At 50.5% G+C, this 15,508-nt stretch carries 17 protein-coding genes; 10 read left to right on the top strand and 7 right to left on the bottom strand.

The window, feature by feature from the left end; translation table 11 throughout:
• The first annotated feature begins 34 nt into the window (after positions 1 to 34).
• From odhB to bamC, 8 genes are read left to right on the top strand one after another with little or no spacing between them, the layout of a single operon-like run.
• Positions 35 to 1,240, top strand: a complete 1,206-nt coding sequence (odhB, locus tag QUE60_RS03770; RefSeq protein WP_286227333.1) for a 2-oxoglutarate dehydrogenase complex dihydrolipoyllysine-residue succinyltransferase — start codon at positions 35 to 37, stop codon at positions 1,238 to 1,240.
• Positions 1,241 to 1,250: 10 nt separating this feature from the next.
• Complete coding sequence (gene lpdA / locus QUE60_RS03775) at positions 1,251 to 2,687, top strand: dihydrolipoyl dehydrogenase (RefSeq protein ID WP_286227334.1); 1,437 nt, start codon at positions 1,251 to 1,253, stop codon at positions 2,685 to 2,687.
• A 1-nt stretch (position 2,688) separates the two neighbouring features.
• Positions 2,689 to 3,792: a cell division protein ZapE gene (gene zapE, locus QUE60_RS03780; protein WP_286226015.1), complete on the top strand. Its 1,104-nt coding sequence runs from the start codon at positions 2,689 to 2,691 to the stop codon at positions 3,790 to 3,792.
• A 15-nt stretch (positions 3,793 to 3,807) separates the two neighbouring features.
• A complete protein-coding gene (locus QUE60_RS03785; protein WP_286227481.1) occupies positions 3,808 to 4,650 on the top strand; it encodes a 3',5'-nucleoside bisphosphate phosphatase in 843 nt (280 codons plus the stop codon).
• A 19-nt stretch (positions 4,651 to 4,669) separates the two neighbouring features.
• Positions 4,670 to 5,872 carry a tryptophan--tRNA ligase gene (locus tag QUE60_RS03790; protein WP_108508285.1) on the top strand — a complete coding sequence of 401 codons (1,203 nt, stop codon included), beginning with the start codon at positions 4,670 to 4,672 and terminating at the stop codon, positions 5,870 to 5,872.
• Entirely contained in the window at positions 5,869 to 6,456 is a 588-nt protein-coding gene (locus QUE60_RS03795; protein WP_286227335.1) for a class I SAM-dependent methyltransferase, read from the top strand. Before QUE60_RS03790 ends, QUE60_RS03795 begins: the two co-directional genes overlap by 4 nt.
• 25 nt (positions 6,457 to 6,481) lie before the next feature.
• On the top strand, positions 6,482 to 7,369 hold the full coding sequence (gene dapA, locus QUE60_RS03800; protein ID WP_286227336.1) for a 4-hydroxy-tetrahydrodipicolinate synthase: 888 nt from the start codon (positions 6,482 to 6,484) through the stop codon (positions 7,367 to 7,369).
• A 15-nt stretch (positions 7,370 to 7,384) separates the two neighbouring features.
• A complete protein-coding gene (gene bamC, locus QUE60_RS03805; protein WP_286227337.1) occupies positions 7,385 to 8,518 on the top strand; it encodes an outer membrane protein assembly factor BamC in 1,134 nt (377 codons plus the stop codon).
• 63 nt (positions 8,519 to 8,581) lie between these two features.
• Here the strand turns inward: bamC and QUE60_RS03810 are convergent, their stop codons facing one another.
• Positions 8,582 to 8,815 (bottom strand): hypothetical protein, encoded by a 234-nt coding sequence (locus QUE60_RS03810; protein ID WP_108508288.1) that lies wholly within the window; start codon positions 8,813 to 8,815, stop codon positions 8,582 to 8,584.
• Between the two features lie 157 nt (positions 8,816 to 8,972).
• Positions 8,973 to 10,268 (bottom strand): cupin domain-containing protein, encoded by a 1,296-nt coding sequence (locus QUE60_RS03815; protein ID WP_286227338.1) that lies wholly within the window; start codon positions 10,266 to 10,268, stop codon positions 8,973 to 8,975.
• A gap of 32 nt (positions 10,269 to 10,300) precedes the next feature.
• On the opposite strand from QUE60_RS03815, the gene QUE60_RS03820 reads away from it, so the two are divergent.
• On the top strand, positions 10,301 to 10,921 hold the full coding sequence (locus QUE60_RS03820; RefSeq protein WP_286224546.1) for an FKBP-type peptidyl-prolyl cis-trans isomerase: 621 nt from the start codon (positions 10,301 to 10,303) through the stop codon (positions 10,919 to 10,921).
• Between the two features lie 24 nt (positions 10,922 to 10,945).
• On the opposite strand, the gene cysE is transcribed toward QUE60_RS03820, so the two are convergent.
• Positions 10,946 to 11,704: a serine O-acetyltransferase gene (gene cysE / locus QUE60_RS03825; protein WP_286227339.1), complete on the bottom strand. Its 759-nt coding sequence runs from the start codon at positions 11,702 to 11,704 to the stop codon at positions 10,946 to 10,948.
• Between the two features lie 23 nt (positions 11,705 to 11,727).
• Entirely contained in the window at positions 11,728 to 12,483 is a 756-nt protein-coding gene (locus tag QUE60_RS03830; RefSeq protein WP_286227340.1) for an RNA methyltransferase, read from the bottom strand.
• Positions 12,484 to 12,563: 80 nt separating this feature from the next.
• Between QUE60_RS03830 and QUE60_RS03835 the strand changes: the two genes are divergently transcribed.
• Positions 12,564 to 13,358: an inositol monophosphatase family protein gene (locus QUE60_RS03835; protein ID WP_286226024.1), complete on the top strand. Its 795-nt coding sequence runs from the start codon at positions 12,564 to 12,566 to the stop codon at positions 13,356 to 13,358.
• On the opposite strand, the gene QUE60_RS03840 is transcribed toward QUE60_RS03835, so the two are convergent.
• From QUE60_RS03840 to QUE60_RS03850, 3 genes are read right to left on the bottom strand one after another with little or no spacing between them, the layout of a single operon-like run.
• Positions 13,351 to 14,139 carry a UDP-2,3-diacylglucosamine diphosphatase gene (locus QUE60_RS03840; protein WP_286227341.1) on the bottom strand — a complete coding sequence of 263 codons (789 nt, stop codon included), beginning with the start codon at positions 14,137 to 14,139 and terminating at the stop codon, positions 13,351 to 13,353. The two genes, QUE60_RS03835 and QUE60_RS03840, sit on opposite strands and share 8 nt — an antisense overlap.
• Positions 14,140 to 14,154: 15 nt before the next feature.
• Positions 14,155 to 14,658 carry a peptidylprolyl isomerase gene (locus tag QUE60_RS03845; RefSeq protein WP_286227342.1) on the bottom strand — a complete coding sequence of 168 codons (504 nt, stop codon included), beginning with the start codon at positions 14,656 to 14,658 and terminating at the stop codon, positions 14,155 to 14,157.
• An 11-nt stretch (positions 14,659 to 14,669) separates the two neighbouring features.
• Positions 14,670 to 15,461: a tetratricopeptide repeat protein gene (locus QUE60_RS03850; protein WP_286227343.1), complete on the bottom strand. Its 792-nt coding sequence runs from the start codon at positions 15,459 to 15,461 to the stop codon at positions 14,670 to 14,672.
• Positions 15,462 to 15,508: the final 47 nt, after the last annotated feature.

Genomic DNA, 15,508 nt, shown 5'->3' on the forward strand with positions numbered 1-15,508 from the left:
AGCGATTTAATCTAACTTATTCATAGGACATATCATGGCTTTATTTGACGTAAAGGTTCCACAACTCTCTGAATCTGTTGCTGAAGCAACTCTCTTGCAGTGGAAGAAAAAACCGGGCGATGCCGTAGCCCAAGACGAGATCTTGATTGAGATCGAAACTGACAAGGTGGTGCTCGAAGTCCCTGCCCCATCCGCAGGCGTGATGGCTGAGATTTTGGTTGCCGATGGTGGAACCGTGGTGGCAGATCAGGTGATCGCCAAGATTGATAGCGAAGGCAGGGCGACTGCAGCACCCGCACCAGCCACAGCAGCAGCTCCCGCTAAAGCCCCAGCCGCTGCAGCTTCTGCAGACAAGGGCTCAATCGCGGCACCCTCTGCAGCCAAACTCATGGCTGAAAATAATCTAACGGCCAATCAAGTTGCTGGTACCGGTCGTGATGGTCGTGTAACGAAGGGTGATGTACAACATGTGATCGCAGGCGGTGCTAAGCCCGCAACGAGTGCTGCACCATTGCCGATGTCGAGTGTCTCATTAGGCGAGCGGACTGAAGAGCGAGTGCCGATGACTCGTCTGCGTGCGCGCATTGCCGAGCGCCTCCTCGAATCGCAAGCCAATAATGCGATCTTGACCACCTTCAATGAGGTCAATATGGCTCCTGTGATTGCCATGCGCTCCCGCTACAAAGACGTCTTTGAAAAAACTCATGGTGTGAAGTTAGGGTTTATGTCTTTCTTTGTGAAAGCTGCTACCTATGCGTTGAAGAAGTATCCCATTCTGAACGCATCAGTTGATGGTAACGACATCGTCTACCACGGTTACTTTGATATTGGGATTGCGGTAAGCTCGCCACGAGGTCTCGTGGTGCCCATCTTGCGTAACGTCGATCAAATGACCTTAGCTGAGATTGAAAAGCAAATTGCGGAGTATGGCAATAAAGCGCGCGAGGGTAAGTTAAGCATTGAAGAGCTTACCGGTGGAACTTTCTCCATCTCCAATGGCGGCGTATTTGGTTCGATGCTCTCAACCCCCATTATTAATCCACCACAATCGGCTATTCTCGGAATCCACGCTACCAAGGAGCGCGCTGTCGTGGAGGACGGACAAATCGTGATTCGTCCGATTAACTATCTGGCCCTCTCGTATGACCATCGGATTATTGATGGTCGCGAGGCAGTACTCGGTCTAGTGGCAATGAAGGAGCTATTAGAAGATCCAGCTCGTTTACTACTTGATCTGTAAGGAGTAAACCATGAGCCAAGTATTTGATGTGCTAGTAATTGGAGCTGGCCCCGGTGGTTACATCGCGGCGATTCGGGCTGCGCAGTTGGGATTTAAGGTGGCGTGTGCAGAGTCGAATCCATACGCAGATCCCAAAGGGGAGCCTCGACTGGGCGGCACTTGTTTGAACGTAGGCTGTATTCCTTCGAAAGCCTTGTTAGCATCCTCTGAAGAGTTTGAGAAGATTGGCCATCATGTGGCTAATCACGGTATCCAAGTGGGTAGCGTGAGCATTGATATCAAAAAAATGCTGGCCCGCAAGGATGAGATCGTCAACAAAATGACCGGCGGCATTAGTTTTCTGTTTCGCAAAAATAAAGTCACCAGTATCAAAGGGCACGCTTCCTTTGTTGGTAAAACCGCAGATGGTTATCAAATCAAGATTACCGGTAAAGACGCCGGAACCATTAGCGCTAAGAATGTCATTATTGCGACGGGCTCAAAGGCCAGACATCTTCCCAACATCCCAGTGGATAACGTACTGGTTTGCGATAACGAGGGTGCGCTTAAATTTGACTCTCTACCCAAACGCTTGGGCGTGATTGGCGCTGGTGTGATTGGTCTTGAGCTTGGTTCAGTGTGGCGCCGCGTTGGCTCCCAGGTCACGGTCCTCGAAGCCTTGCCAAGCTTCTTGGGCGCTTGTGATGACGGAATTGCAAAAGAAGCTAAAAAGATTTTCACTAAGCAAGGTCTTGATATTCATATGGGCGTCAAGATTGATGGTGTGAAGGCCGACAAGAAGGGCGTGGTGGTTTCCTATCAGGACAGCACAGGTAAACCCCAAAAGCTGGAATGCGATCGCTTGATTGTTTCAGTCGGCCGTGTGCCCAATACTGAAGGACTCAATCTAGAGGCCATCCAGGTCAAAACTGATGAGCGGGGATTTATCCCCATCAATGACCATACCTGTGCTACTACAGCACCTGGGGTCTATGCGATTGGTGACGTGGTCCGTGGACCAATGCTTGCTCATAAGGCCGAGGATGAAGGGGTGCTTGTGGCCGAGTTACTGGCTGGTCAAAAACCACATATTGATTACAACTGTATTCCATGGGTGATTTACACCGACCCAGAGATTGCATGGGTTGGTAAAACTGAGCAACAACTCAAAGCCGAAGGACGTGCCTATAAGGCGGGCCAGTTCCCGTTCATGGCTAATGGCCGTGCACTTGGGATGGATCGTGCTGATGGCTTCGTCAAAATCCTAGCGGATGCCAAAACGGATGAGGTTCTGGGGGTACATATTATTGGCCCCAATGCTTCGGATCTAATTGCGGAAGCCGCGCTCGCGATGGAGTTCAAAGCAGCTGCTGAAGACATTGCTCGTGTTTGCCATCCACATCCTAGCTTATCGGAGGTTATGCGCGAAGCAGCTTTAGCAACGGATCAACGCGCACTCAATATGTAAGTTGAAAGTCGCTGACTTTTACTACCAAGAGTGTAAAGCGCGCGGTTATCAGCCAGATCCTGCGCAGGAGCGAGCCATTGCTCGGTTGCAGCAATGCGAAGATCAGTGGGTCGCTTATAAAGAGATTCGGAGTAACGCGCTCACCAAAAAACTCTTTCACCCCGAGTTACCTCGTGGGGTTTACTTATGGGGCGGGGTGGGCCGCGGTAAATCCTTTTTGATGGATTGTTTCTACGAGGCATCTCCCGTTCAAAAGAAAATCCGGATTCATTTTCATGAGTTCATGCGCGAAGTGCACCGTGAACTTCATGAGCTTTCAGGATTAGCCGATCCTCTCGATGAGTTAGCCAAACGCATCTCCGATCGATATCGCTTAATTTGCTTTGATGAGTTTCATATTAACGATATTGCCGATGCCATGATCATGTATCGCCTCTTAAAGGCTTTATTCATTGATCGAGTGCAGTTCATCATGACCTCCAACTATCGACCGGATCAGCTCTATCCCAATGGTCTGCACCGTGATCGACTATTACCCGCCATTAAGCTTTTGGAGGAAAAACTGGATATCTTGAATGTCGATGCAGGCAGTGATTACCGACAAATTCAGATGACGCGGATTCAGGCTTACTTAACCCCTTTAAATGAAACAACCCATCGGCAGATGGAAGATTATTTTCATGAGCTAATCGGCAAACAAATCGAGGCCACGAACCGCACCCTCAAAATTGAGTCCCGCGAGATCCGAGCTTTGCATTTGGCTGAAGGCGTCGTTTGGTTTGACTTCCAAACCCTCTGCGTGGGCCCGCGGTCTCAAAATGATTATCTGGAGATTGCCAATACGTTTCACACGGTGATGGTCTCTGAGGTGCCGTACATGCCCCCGCGTTTAACCAATGAGGCCAGACGCTTTATTTGGCTGATTGATGTTCTGTATGACCATCGGGTGAAATTAATTATGTCTGCTGAGGTGCCCCCCGATCAGCTCTACACCGAGGGGCAGGTTGCCAGTGAATTTGCTCGAACCGTATCGCGTTTAATGGAGATGCAGTCTCGGGAATACATTGAGGCACCGCGTCGGCTGATTAATGCTCAACTGACCTAAAATAGGGTCATGAGTATGCCAATTCCTATTAATGCCGATTTGCATTGCCACTCGGTGGTCTCCGATGGCACCTTAACGCCAGAGGAATTGGCCTTGCGTGCCCATCAAAATGGGGTTCACCTTTGGTCATTGACCGATCATGATGTCCTGGGTGGTCAGGAGCGTGCGCGTCAATCCGCTCTTAATTTGGGCATGGACTATTTATCGGGAGTCGAGATCTCCATTAGTTGGATGGGGCAAACCGTCCATATTGTTGGTTTGGGATTTGATGCCAGTAATTCAATCTTGCAGGAGGGCTTGCGTGCTACGCGCGATGGTCGAGAAGAGCGAGCTCGTCAAATGGCAGCCCAACTTGCGCAAATTGGGATTGAAAATAGCTATGAGGGCGCCCTCAAGTTTGCAGGCAACCCAGAGCTTATTGCCCGCACCCACTTTGCACGCTTTTTGGTGGAGCAAAATGTCTGTCGTGATATGGATGAGGTATTCAGAAAATACCTAGTCGCCGGTAAACCCGGTTATGTCTCGCATCGTTGGGCAAGCTTGGATCAGGCGGTCGAGTGGATTAGGGGTGCTGGTGGCGAAGCGGTTATTGCACACCCCGGTCGCTATCGCCTAAATGCGATGCAAATGGATGAGCTCTATGCCCGCTTTAAGGATCTTGGGGGCGCTGGTATTGAAGTGGTGACCGGTAGCCATAGCCCCAATCAATACCAAACCTATGCGAAGGTTGCCGAGCGCTATGGCTTTATGGCCTCACGTGGCTCTGATTTTCATGATCCGCAGGAGAGCGATATTGATTTGGGGAATCTTCCTCATCTTCCTGAGCACCTCAAGCCCATTTGGTCGGCCTTTCATTAAATAAGCGACAATCCACTTTATGTTTGCAGAACGCGTTTTATCCGGCATGCGTCCCACGGGCGCCTTGCATTTAGGTCATTACCATGGCGTCCTTAAAAATTGGGTTCGCCTTCAGGCTGAATACCCCTGTTTCTTCTTTGTCGCTGATTGGCACGCATTGACAACCCATTATGAGACCCCCGAGGTGATTCAGGAGTCGGTCTGGGAGATGGTGATCGATTGGTTAGCAGCAGGAGTGGACCCCAATCAAGCCACATTATTTATTCAGAGTCGGGTCCCAGAGCATTCAGAGTTATTTCTACTGCTAGCGATGGGCACACCCTTGGGCTGGTTAGAACGGGTGCCCACCTACAAAGACCAGATCGAGAAACTCAAAGAAAAAGATTTACAGACCTATGGCTTTCTGGGCTATCCCTTGCTGCAAGCAGCTGATATCTTGATCTATCGAGCACTCTACGTTCCAGTGGGCGAGGATCAAGTTCCTCATGTGGAGATGACCCGTGAAGTCGCGCGGCGCTTTAACCATTTGTATGGTCGAGAACCAGGCTTTGAAGAGAAAGCCCTTGAGGCGGTCAAGAAATTAGGCAGCAAGCGCGCCAAACTCTACCTAGAGCTGCGTAATGCCTATCAGGAGCGAGGTGAAGATGAGGCACTCATGCAAGCCCAAGCGCTCTTGCAAGAGGCGCAAAGTCTTTCGATGGGTGACCGTGAGCGTTTATTTGGATACCTCGAGGGTGCGCGCAAGATCATTTTGGTCGAGCCCCAGGCTTTGTTAACGGAGGCGGCGCGGATGCCAGGTCTTGATGGGCAAAAGATGTCGAAGTCCTACGCCAATACGATTGCCATTCGGGAGGCGCCTGAGGAGGTGATCCGCTTGGTGCGGACCATGCCAACTGATCCTGCTAGGGTACGACGCACTGACCCCGGTAACCCAGCCAATTGCCCCCTATGGCAGTTTCATCAGGTGTATTCGGACCAAACGACGAAAGACTGGGCTCAGAAGGGCTGTCAATCCGCAAGCATTGGCTGCCTAGACTGTAAACAACCCGTGATTGATGCCATTTTGCGAGAGCAACAACCCATGTTTGAACGAGCACAGCAATATCTAGACGATCCTAGCCTATTGCGCTCCATCATTGCCGATGGTTCGGACAAGGCGCGTAAGGTTGCCCAAGAAACCATGCGGGATGTGCGTGAGGCCATGGGACTAGACGTTGATTGATCACGAATCACGTGCACGCCACTCTAGAAACTGCTTCCCCTTGGATTGCTCAGTACGCTGACCTGATTGTTCCTGGGGGTAAGGTCTTGGATCTTGCCTGTGGTGGCGGACGTCATGCGATCTTCCTCGCCAATCGTGGCTTCATGGTGTTCGCAGTTGATCGTGATCAGGAGTCTCTAGCGCGTATTCGACATGATTTTGTAATGACCCAGCCAATGGATCTTGAAGGGGAGGCATGGCCTTTGCCCGAATCCGAGTTTGGTAAATGGAATGCCATCGTGGTAAGTAACTATCTCTTCCGTCCTTACTTGGATCAATTGCCACATCTTTTGGAAGAGGGCGGCATCTTGCTTTATGAGACCTTTGCAATTGGTAATGAAGAATTTGGCAAACCCTCAAACCCAAACTTTTTACTCCAGCATGGCGAATTATTGGATCTCGCCAGGCGACATGATCTGCATGTGGTCGCCTATCAGGATGGCTATCGTGAGATGCCCAAGCCAGCCATGGTTCAAAGCCTATGCGCTAGTCGGGGACTGCCCAAAATACGCCATCCGTTACAATTCAATGCGACAGTCGCTTAATCCATAAAGCCCTATGAAATCAGCCATGATGACCGGAAGTATGGTTGCAATTGCAACCCCAATGCACGAAGACGGTAGTCTTGATTACCCCGCATTGCGCTCCTTGCTCGACTGGCATGTGAGCGAGGGTACCGATGCGATTGTGATCGTTGGCACCAGTGGTGAGTCACCTACGGTCTCGGTTGAAGAACACTGTGAGTTGATCCGGATTACTGTTGAACATATCAATGGGCGTATCGCAGTCATTGCTGGAACTGGCGGCAATTCCACCCGAGAAGCGATTGAATTAACCGAATTCGCAAAGAAGGTGGGTGCGGATGCTAGCTTGCAAGTGGTGCCGTATTACAACAAGCCTACGCAAGAGGGAATGTACGCCCACTTTAAAACGATCGCCGAGCGCGTCGATCTGCCGGTCATTTTGTATAACGTTCCTGGACGCACGGTCGCTGATCTTGCCAACGAGACCACCGTACGGTTGGCACAAGTGCCGGGCGTGATTGGGATTAAAGATGCGACAGGTAATCTAGAGCGCGGCTCCCTCCTACTGGCCGAGCTTAAAAGTAAACAACTGAACCAGTTTGCGGTTTATTCTGGGGATGATCTAACCGCGATATTCTTAATGCTGATGGGTGGGCATGGCAATATCTCGGTCACTGCCAATGTGGCACCTCGTTTGATGAGCGAACTCTGCAAAGCAGCGATCGCAGGGGATGCCAAGCGCGCGCGAGAGATTCAGTATCAATTGTTGGCAGTTCACAAGATGATGTTTATCGAGGCTAATCCCATACCCGTGAAATGGGCCTTGCATCAGATGGGTAAGATTCCAGCCGGAATTCGGTTACCATTGACGCCACTTAGCGAGCCATTGCGTGAGCCATTGCGTCAGGCACTAGGCCAAGCCGGCTTGCTGTAATTTCTTTAGGATCGAATGCGTTCAGTTCTTCACACCATCTCGTTGACCTGTGCAATTGTTACGCTTACTGCATGCAGTAGCTTTAGCAGTATGACCGCCAGTGATAAGGTGGACTACAAAAAATCCGGAGATGTACGCGGCCCCAATCTGGCATTACCCCCGGATTTAATCACGGCTCAAGCGGATCGTCGCTATGTAGTACAGGATGGCACGGCGACCATGTCGGAGTACAACCAGGCGGTCAAGAAGTCCTCTCAAACGCGCTCGAATGTGTTGACCGGCATTCCGGGGATGAAGATTGAGCGTGACGGGGATCGGCGTTGGTTGGTGGTCGATAAGTCTGCAACTGAGCTTTACCCTCAAGTAAAAGATTTTTGGCAAGAGAATGGTTTCTTACTAGTAATTGATTCACCATCAACTGGGATTATGGAAACCGACTGGGCAGAAAATCGTGCCAAGATTCCGCAAGATATTATTCGAAGAACCTTAGGGCGTGTGTTGGATTCTGCTTATGATTCTGGGGAGCGGGATAAATACAGAACTCGTCTTGAGGTGCAAAAACCCGATGTCACTGAGATCTACATTACTCACAAAGGGGCAATCGAGACTCCAGTAAAAGATAGCTCAGGCGCCATGATTACCACCCAATGGACTGTGCGACCAACCGACCCTGAGTTGGAAGCCATTTTCTTGACACGCTTGATGGAGCGTCTTGGTATGACCCAAGACCAGGCGAGGGCCCAAGTTGCGGCAACTGCGACGGCTCCCAAGACCCCAAGAGCAAAGTTGGTGGAAGAGGGGCCCGCTACCCGTATCGAAATGAGCTCCAGCTTTGATCGTGCTTGGCGCGATGTTGGCCTTGCCTTAGATCGCTCTAACTTTACGGTGGAAGACCGCGATCGCTCACGGGGGATTTACTTTGTACGTTACGTCAATCCAAAAGATTTGGGTGATGGACGCAGTTGGTTTGGCCGTACCTTTGGTAGAAGCAATGATTCAGATAAGAAAGCAAAACTCTATCGCGTCGTGGTTCAAGCACGAGGCGAGAATCAAGTCGTGATTTTGGTGCAAGACTCCGAAGGTAAGCCTGAGAACACCGCCACTGGCAATCAGTTACTCACCACGCTAGATCGACAGCTCATTAAATAATCACAGCACTCTTCCAAAGAAAAAAGGCGCTCAATGAGCGCCTTTTTTCATACAGCTTCAGAATTACTTCTTGGCTGGAGCAGCAGGTGCAGCTGGAGCAGCAGGAGCAGCAGCAGGAGCGGCTGGAGCAGCGCCGGCAGGTGCAGCAGCTGGAGCAGCGCCGTCAGCTGGTTTTGCATCAGCGGCAGGAGCAGCAGCAGGAGCGGCTGGAGCAGCAGCTGGCTTAGCTTCTTCTTTCTTACCGCAAGCAGACAAAGCAACGGCCAACATTGCGGCCAAGAGGAGTGACTTCTTCATTGATTTATTTCCTTTAAATTTAAGACGATTTACATCAATTACCGGTAATTGTTGTAAGACCTTGAGTGCATATTGCGGATGCAATACAACTCAGATCCACTAATAATTATAGCAATTGCACCATCATTTGCTCAACGCCATTGGGCTAAATTGCTGCCTACTCAAGCAAGAGCCAACCGTCAGAATAGGCTTCATACAGCGAGTTATTTTTCGTTAAAGACGGGAGACTCAATTCCCGATCGATCTTCTTCGAATTCGCTCTTGATAAACCCTTATTTTTACTGGATTTTTGTATTCGCCCTTGGGTGAGGAAATGCTGCTGCGCTAGTATTTGCCATGCTTTGATGGTGGCAAGATCCTGCCCATCAGTCACTGCATCCCCATTGCAAAAAACGGTCTCACCTCGGATCAATAGGCGGGTTTGGGGGTGAGGTACCAAGGCCATTTTCTGAAGACCGGCTCGAAGTGCGCTGGGACTCAAGACGGGGTCGGGTGAAGTAAAGATCGCTTGCGGTTTTGGCTCGCTCAGGTAAGCAGTAATGCCATTAATCAACACTGGGGACTGATTTAGGTCCAGGGCTGCGATGTGTTGGCGGATTTCATCTTCGAGTTGTGCGGGTAGACGCGCAGGATCAGAGGAAGCTTTCTGCTTAGGATCTGCATAAATCGCCCCAAGGGAAGGATCGGACTCTAGGGATTCAGCAAGACGCCATAAACCTTCACTAATGAGCTCACGGTACGAAGGTGACCGAAAGCCCACCGACCAGGTTTGGCAGCCCGCATCGAGCGCCACTCCCTCGTGGGCAATATTGGGCGGCAGATAGAGTAAATCACCGGGTTCTAAGACCCATTCTTGCTCCGGCTTAAAACGTGCAAGGATCTTGAGTGGTAAATCAGGGCGCAAGCTCAGATCAGTCTGCCCAGAAATCCTCCAGCGGCGTCGACCTTCCATCTGGATTAAAAATACATCGTAGGAGTCGACATGCGGCCCTACGCCACCCCCAATACCCGCGATGCTAATCATTAGGTCATCGAGGCGTGCATCTGGGATAAAACCGAAACCAGGATAGAACATGGGCAGCAGTCGGATGCCGTGCCTCCATCCTTGGATCAATAGCGTCCAATCTCGAGCGCTGCTTGAAGGAATCTCTTTTTTCCGAAAAGGGCCATGTTGCAGTCGCCAAGGTTTGGCTTCAACCAAACGCGCCTCGCTAAGGCCATCGCATGCGTATCCAAACAGGGTTTTATCTGGGATTGGGCTTAATAGAGGCAAGCCAGCCTCTTTGCTCAGTGCAAAGGCGGGAATGGCTTGGCGGACCAGGAGTGGGCATTTATGCCAATACCGCTGCATAAATGTTTGGGGGCTCAGATTGCCCAAAAGCGGCCACGGCCGATCAAGCGGCAGTGTGGCTGGGGCTTTGGGGGGTTCGTAGCGAGCGCGAGTCTTAGTCAAGTAAAATGGCCTCATTAAGGAAACACATCGCTATGAAGATTGAAAAAAATACCATCGTATCTCTTCGTTACAAACTTAGCGATGCTCAAAACAATATTATCGAAGAACCCGATACCCCGATGGTTTATCTGCACGGGGGATACGCAGGAACCTTCCCAAAAATTGAGAGTGTATTGGATGGCAAGGATATTGGCTTTGAGACCACGGTTCAACTTGAACCTCATGATGCCTTTGGAGAATACGATCCCAATCTTCTCAAAATAGAACCGCGTGAGCGCTTTCCCGAGCCGCTAGAGATCGGTATGCAGTTTGAGGGCGTACCTGAAGAGCAAAGTCCTGAAGAGATCGAGGCTGCCGATGTGGACGAGATCGACGATGATGAGGATGATCAAGAATCAGATACGTTGATCTATACCGTGACCGACCTGGCTGATCAACAAGTCGTACTCGATGGTAATCATCCACTTGCTGGAATGGCGCTGCGGTTCTGGTTGCAGGTTGAGGATGTTCGTCAGGCTACGGAAGATGAGATTGCCAATCAGCATCCACAAAGTGAAGACGGCTTTGGGATGGACCTAGCAGATGATGATCTGGATGATCTTGATTTATCAGCAACGGGGCAACGCGACCAAGGTCCACGAACCCTGCATTAATGGGTACACCCCCAAAGAAGCGCTTTATTCTCTTAGAAGATTTTTGATGGCATCGAGCTCACGCTGAGTTTCCTCATGCGCTTGCGTGTCGCTAGCTTTTCCACCTAACTTCGCCAGAGCCTCTTCAAGGGCTTTGATCTTATGTTCTTGTTCGATGGTAGCGTCGATCAAACTTTTCAATGCCAACGAAACAGGGTCATCTGCATTCGGTGTAATGCCATAGGCCGAGAAACTCGCTTTACTGGCATCGCTTGCATGTTTGGGTAGATCGGGATGCAGGATGCGGGCTGGCACACCGACTGCCGTTGCGCCCGCAGGAATCTCTTTGAGGACCACTGCATTGGATCCAATTCGAGCACCATCACCCACAGTAAATCCACCCAAGACCTTGGCGCCCGCACTCACAACCACGCCTTTGCCAAGTGTGGGATGGCGTTTGACCCCTTTGTAGAGCGAGGTACCTCCCAAGGTCACCCCTTGATAAATCGTGGTGTCATCACCAATCTCTGCGGTCTCGCCAATCACAATCCCAAGGCCATGATCTAAAAATACCCGACGCCCGATCTGTGCGCCCGGATGAATCTCAATATTGGTCAAAAAACGCGCGAGCGACGCCAGAAAGCGGGCAGGCCATTTAAGACCGAGATTCCATAGGGCATGATTGAGACGATGCAGCCAAATCGCATGTAAACCTGGATAGCAGGTAATTACCTCTAACCGGTGTCGGGCAGCAGGATCGCGCGCAATAATGGCGTCTACATCTTCCAATAGAGAACTCAACATAGAGATAGTGTAATCCGTGCGCCTTATTTTCTCAGGAGCATCTGTTTGGCAATGCCACGCAAGAGATCAATCTCCTCTTTGCGTAAGCGAGTTCTAGCAAACAGCGCTTGCAGACGCGGCATGAGTTTCTTGGGATTTTTGGGGTCCAAATAACCAATCGCCTCTAAGCCCGCTTGCCAATGGTCGAGCATGGCAGCAACTGCTGCTGGATCTGCAAGTTCTGAGAGCTCCTCATTTACCACCGATGGCGATGGATCTTTCAGAAGGGCTTGGCGTAAGCCAAACGCACAGACCATGATGGCCTGGGCCAGGTTTAATGAGGGATAGGCGGGATTGGCGGGTAAAAAGACCCGATGCGTGCAATAGGCAAGATCTTCGTTCTCGAGCCCAGTCCGCTCAGGACCAAATACCAATGCAACCGAGCGGTTCGATTGCAATGCATCGGTGAGCAAATGCAGACCATCTGCCCAAGATAGTGGAGGCGGACCAAACTCTCGATCGCGACTGGTTAGGCCCAGTACCACAGCACACCCTTGAATACTGGAAGAGAGCATATCGTGAGTATTCGACTGAGCCAATACATCACTAGCACCACTGGCTAATGCCATCGCATCGGGGTGGGTATGCATGGCCAGTTCGCGGGGCCGCACCAGATGAAGCGCATCAAACCCCATGGTTTTAAGGGCGCGCGCTGCTGAACCAATATTACCCGCATGACTGGTTTCCACCATGATCCAGCGGACCTGGTCGCTGTATTGAGTAAAGGGAGTCTGAGCCATGAATGAATTCGTTTAGAATATTGCTATTGCGCTAGAGACCTTGTCGACTAGTTTGTTCTTATTTAATTTGTCCACTCATTATGCACCCCATGTTAAACGTGGCTGTGAAAGCCGCTCGCCGTGCCGCAACGATTATTAATCGTGCATCACTCAATTTAGAGCGTTTGCAAATCGATCGCAAGCAACATAATGATTATGTAACCGAAGTGGACAAAGCTGCCGAAGAGGCGATTATCGAGACCCTAAGCGAAGCCTATCCGGGCCATGGTTTTTTGGCAGAGGAAACGGGCGAGGCCACGAATGGCTCCGATCACATTTGGATCATTGACCCATTGGATGGGACCACCAACTTTATTCATGGATTTCCACAATACGCGGTATCGATTGCTCTGTCGGTCAACGGTGTTGTAACTCAAGGCGTGGTCTATGACCCCAATCGTGATGAGCTGTTCACTGCCACCAAGGGCGGTGGAGCCTACGTGGATCGCCGTCGCCTTCGAGTGGCCGAGCAAACCAAATTAGAGAATGCATTGCTGGGTACGGGATTTCCGTATCGACACGATCAAGATGTGGATCTCTACCTGAAAATCTTTGCTGACATGACTCGCCAATGCGCGGGTCTACGACGTCCTGGTGCAGCCTCCCTAGATCTTGTCTATGTAGCAGCGGGCCGCTATGACGGATTCTTTGAGAGTGAACTCAAGCCATGGGATATGGCAGCAGGGGCTTTGATTGTGACCGAGGCCGGTGGCCTAGTCGGAAACTACCGCGGCGAAGAAGGCTTTATGGACAGCGGTGAGATTATGGCTGCGAACCCAAGGATTTTTGCCCAAATGGCAAATATTCTTAGTAAGTACTCCAGAACGGCTACGTAGACTTCACTAAATCAATGTAGCGCACGCCATTGAGGTCAATGCGCAAGGCACTTGCTTTTGGTAACACGGTCTCAGGATGATCTAGATCCCAGTCGGAGAGTACATAGCGTTGCCATTCTTTATTACCCATACTTTCATGGTGCCGTGCCGGTAAGTGGGTATGCCCATGAATCAAGCGTTCGGACCCGAAGGCTCCCATCAGGTTGGCGCACGCCACCAAAGTGACATCGCTCTTGTAGCGAGCGACATCCGGGGTATAACGCGCTGCTTGCTCATACTTTGCGGTGCTGTTGCTACGCAAGGTTCGAGCAATCCCACGTCGCCACTCCAGAGGGAGTCGCAAAAATAATTTCTGGAGCCAGGGCTTACGAACCCATCTACGAAACACCTGATAACTCAGATCATTGGTGCACAGTGCATCACCATGACTAATAACCCATTCATCTCCAGCAATCATGACCTTCGATGGATCGGGCAGCAAATGCATCCCAGATTTCTTAAGAAAGTCTGGGCCGATTAAAAAGTCACGGTTGCCATGGATGTAATAGGTTTTGGTCTTGCTGGATAAAGCAAAGAGCGCGCGCAGGACCTCTTGCTGAAATGGTGAACGCGCGCCAGCATCATCGCCTACCCAGTATTCGAAGAGATCACCCAAAATAAATACCGACTCGACATCGTTCGCTTCTTTTTCAATAAAGTCAAAGAAACGCTGCGCCGTTAAGGGCATCGACGGCGTAAGATGAAGATCGGAAATCAGCAGGGCGCTGGCGTGCTCTTGCATGCTTAAATCAAGGGATTAATCAGCAATGACCGAGGCTTTCTCAATCACCACATCTTCAGTCGGAACATCCTGGTGGTACCCAGCATTGCCAGTCTTAACTTTCTTGATCTTATCAACCACATCCATGCCGTTGGTCACTTTGCCAAACACGGCATAGCCCCAACCCTGTGGAGTGGGAGCTGTGTGATTGAGAAAATCATTGTCATTGACGTTAATAAAAAACTGGGCGGTAGCTGAATGGGGATCGCTAGTACGTGCCATCGCAATCGTGCCCCGATCATTCTTTAAGCCGTTATTGGCCTCATTCTCAATTTGATCCATGGTTGACTTCTGCTTCATGCCCGCGGTCATGCCGCCACCTTGAATCATGAAGTTATCAATCACCCGATGAAAAATCGTGCCATCGTAATGACCACTTTTTACATAGGCCAAAAAGTTTGCAACGGATTTTGGTGCTTTGGCAGCATCAAGCTCGAGGGTGATATCACCGTGATTGGTTTTTAGAAGAACGCTTGGCATAAATAACTCTCTTATGGTTTAGAAATCGGGGGATTGGGTCGGTTACTGGGTTTGGGCGGCGGTGGGTTCAAGATCTCTTTAATGGCCCGAGCGCGTTGCCCATACTCACGTTGACTGGGTTGCAGTTTACTCGCACTGGAGTAATAGCGATCGGCTAGGCGCAAGTACACATCCGCTAGATTGCCCTGGGCTAAGGCATAGTCAGGCCTTAATTTAAGGGCGAGCTCTAAATAATCGCGGGCCTCAATCCATTGCCCTTGATTGGCTGCTAATGCGGCTAGATTGTTATAAGGTTCAGGTAACTCCGGAAATTGCTGAGTAATCTCGATCCAGGTGGCACGGGCTGCATTGACATCACGTAATTCCACTTGTAGTCGAGCCTTGATAAAGCGCAGTTGTACATTGCGAGGGGTTTTCACTAAGGCATCGTCAATCGCTTTGATCGCCTCTGGATATTTACGTTCCTTGATCAGTTTCTCAATATGCGTAGGAATCGCATTTTTCATGACCGGATCGGGCTCGATAATCAAAAAAGAGAGAAACGGCACCGCAATGGACTCCGAGAGTTGGTTATTGCCGGTTTCTGGATTGGGGTTGGTACTCATGCGTGGTGGGTCTGTTGGACCATAGCCACCAAGGTAGGGCGCAGGCGCATTACCCGAAGTAGTGGGTGGCGGGGTGGTGCTGCAGCCAATTACAAGAGCGCAAAATGACATCCCAAAAAATCGTGAGATCCAAGCAATGGAACTGTGGTTTGGGTGCTGGGCTGTCATGGCAAGAAGATCACTCAGAAGGCGCGTCATTCGATATACTCATCAGTCTAACAAATTCGTGTGCCGTTCACTCAACA

Source organism: Polynucleobacter sp. HIN11 (genome assembly GCF_030297675.1).
In the GTDB taxonomy this organism is placed as follows: domain Bacteria; phylum Pseudomonadota; class Gammaproteobacteria; order Burkholderiales; family Burkholderiaceae; genus Polynucleobacter.

Coding starts and splice junctions, on each gene's coding strand:
- odhB (WP_286227333.1), top strand. CDS start 35: ATGGCTTTATTTGACGTAAAGGTTCCACAACTCTCTGAATCTGTTGCT.
- lpdA (WP_286227334.1), top strand. CDS start 1,251: ATGAGCCAAGTATTTGATGTGCTAGTAATTGGAGCTGGCCCCGGTGGT.
- QUE60_RS03785 (WP_286227481.1), top strand. CDS start 3,808: ATGCCAATTCCTATTAATGCCGATTTGCATTGCCACTCGGTGGTCTCC.
- QUE60_RS03790 (WP_108508285.1), top strand. CDS start 4,670: ATGTTTGCAGAACGCGTTTTATCCGGCATGCGTCCCACGGGCGCCTTG.
- dapA (WP_286227336.1), top strand. CDS start 6,482: ATGATGACCGGAAGTATGGTTGCAATTGCAACCCCAATGCACGAAGAC.
- bamC (WP_286227337.1), top strand. CDS start 7,385: ATGCGTTCAGTTCTTCACACCATCTCGTTGACCTGTGCAATTGTTACG.
- QUE60_RS03810 (WP_108508288.1), bottom strand. CDS start 8,815: ATGAAGAAGTCACTCCTCTTGGCCGCAATGTTGGCCGTTGCTTTGTCT.
- QUE60_RS03820 (WP_286224546.1), top strand. CDS start 10,301: ATGAAGATTGAAAAAAATACCATCGTATCTCTTCGTTACAAACTTAGC.
- cysE (WP_286227339.1), bottom strand. CDS start 11,704: ATGTTGAGTTCTCTATTGGAAGATGTAGACGCCATTATTGCGCGCGAT.
- QUE60_RS03830 (WP_286227340.1), bottom strand. CDS start 12,483: ATGGCTCAGACTCCCTTTACTCAATACAGCGACCAGGTCCGCTGGATC.
- QUE60_RS03835 (WP_286226024.1), top strand. CDS start 12,564: ATGCACCCCATGTTAAACGTGGCTGTGAAAGCCGCTCGCCGTGCCGCA.
- QUE60_RS03840 (WP_286227341.1), bottom strand. CDS start 14,139: ATGCAAGAGCACGCCAGCGCCCTGCTGATTTCCGATCTTCATCTTACG.
- QUE60_RS03845 (WP_286227342.1), bottom strand. CDS start 14,658: ATGCCAAGCGTTCTTCTAAAAACCAATCACGGTGATATCACCCTCGAG.
- QUE60_RS03850 (WP_286227343.1), bottom strand. CDS start 15,461: ATGACGCGCCTTCTGAGTGATCTTCTTGCCATGACAGCCCAGCACCCA.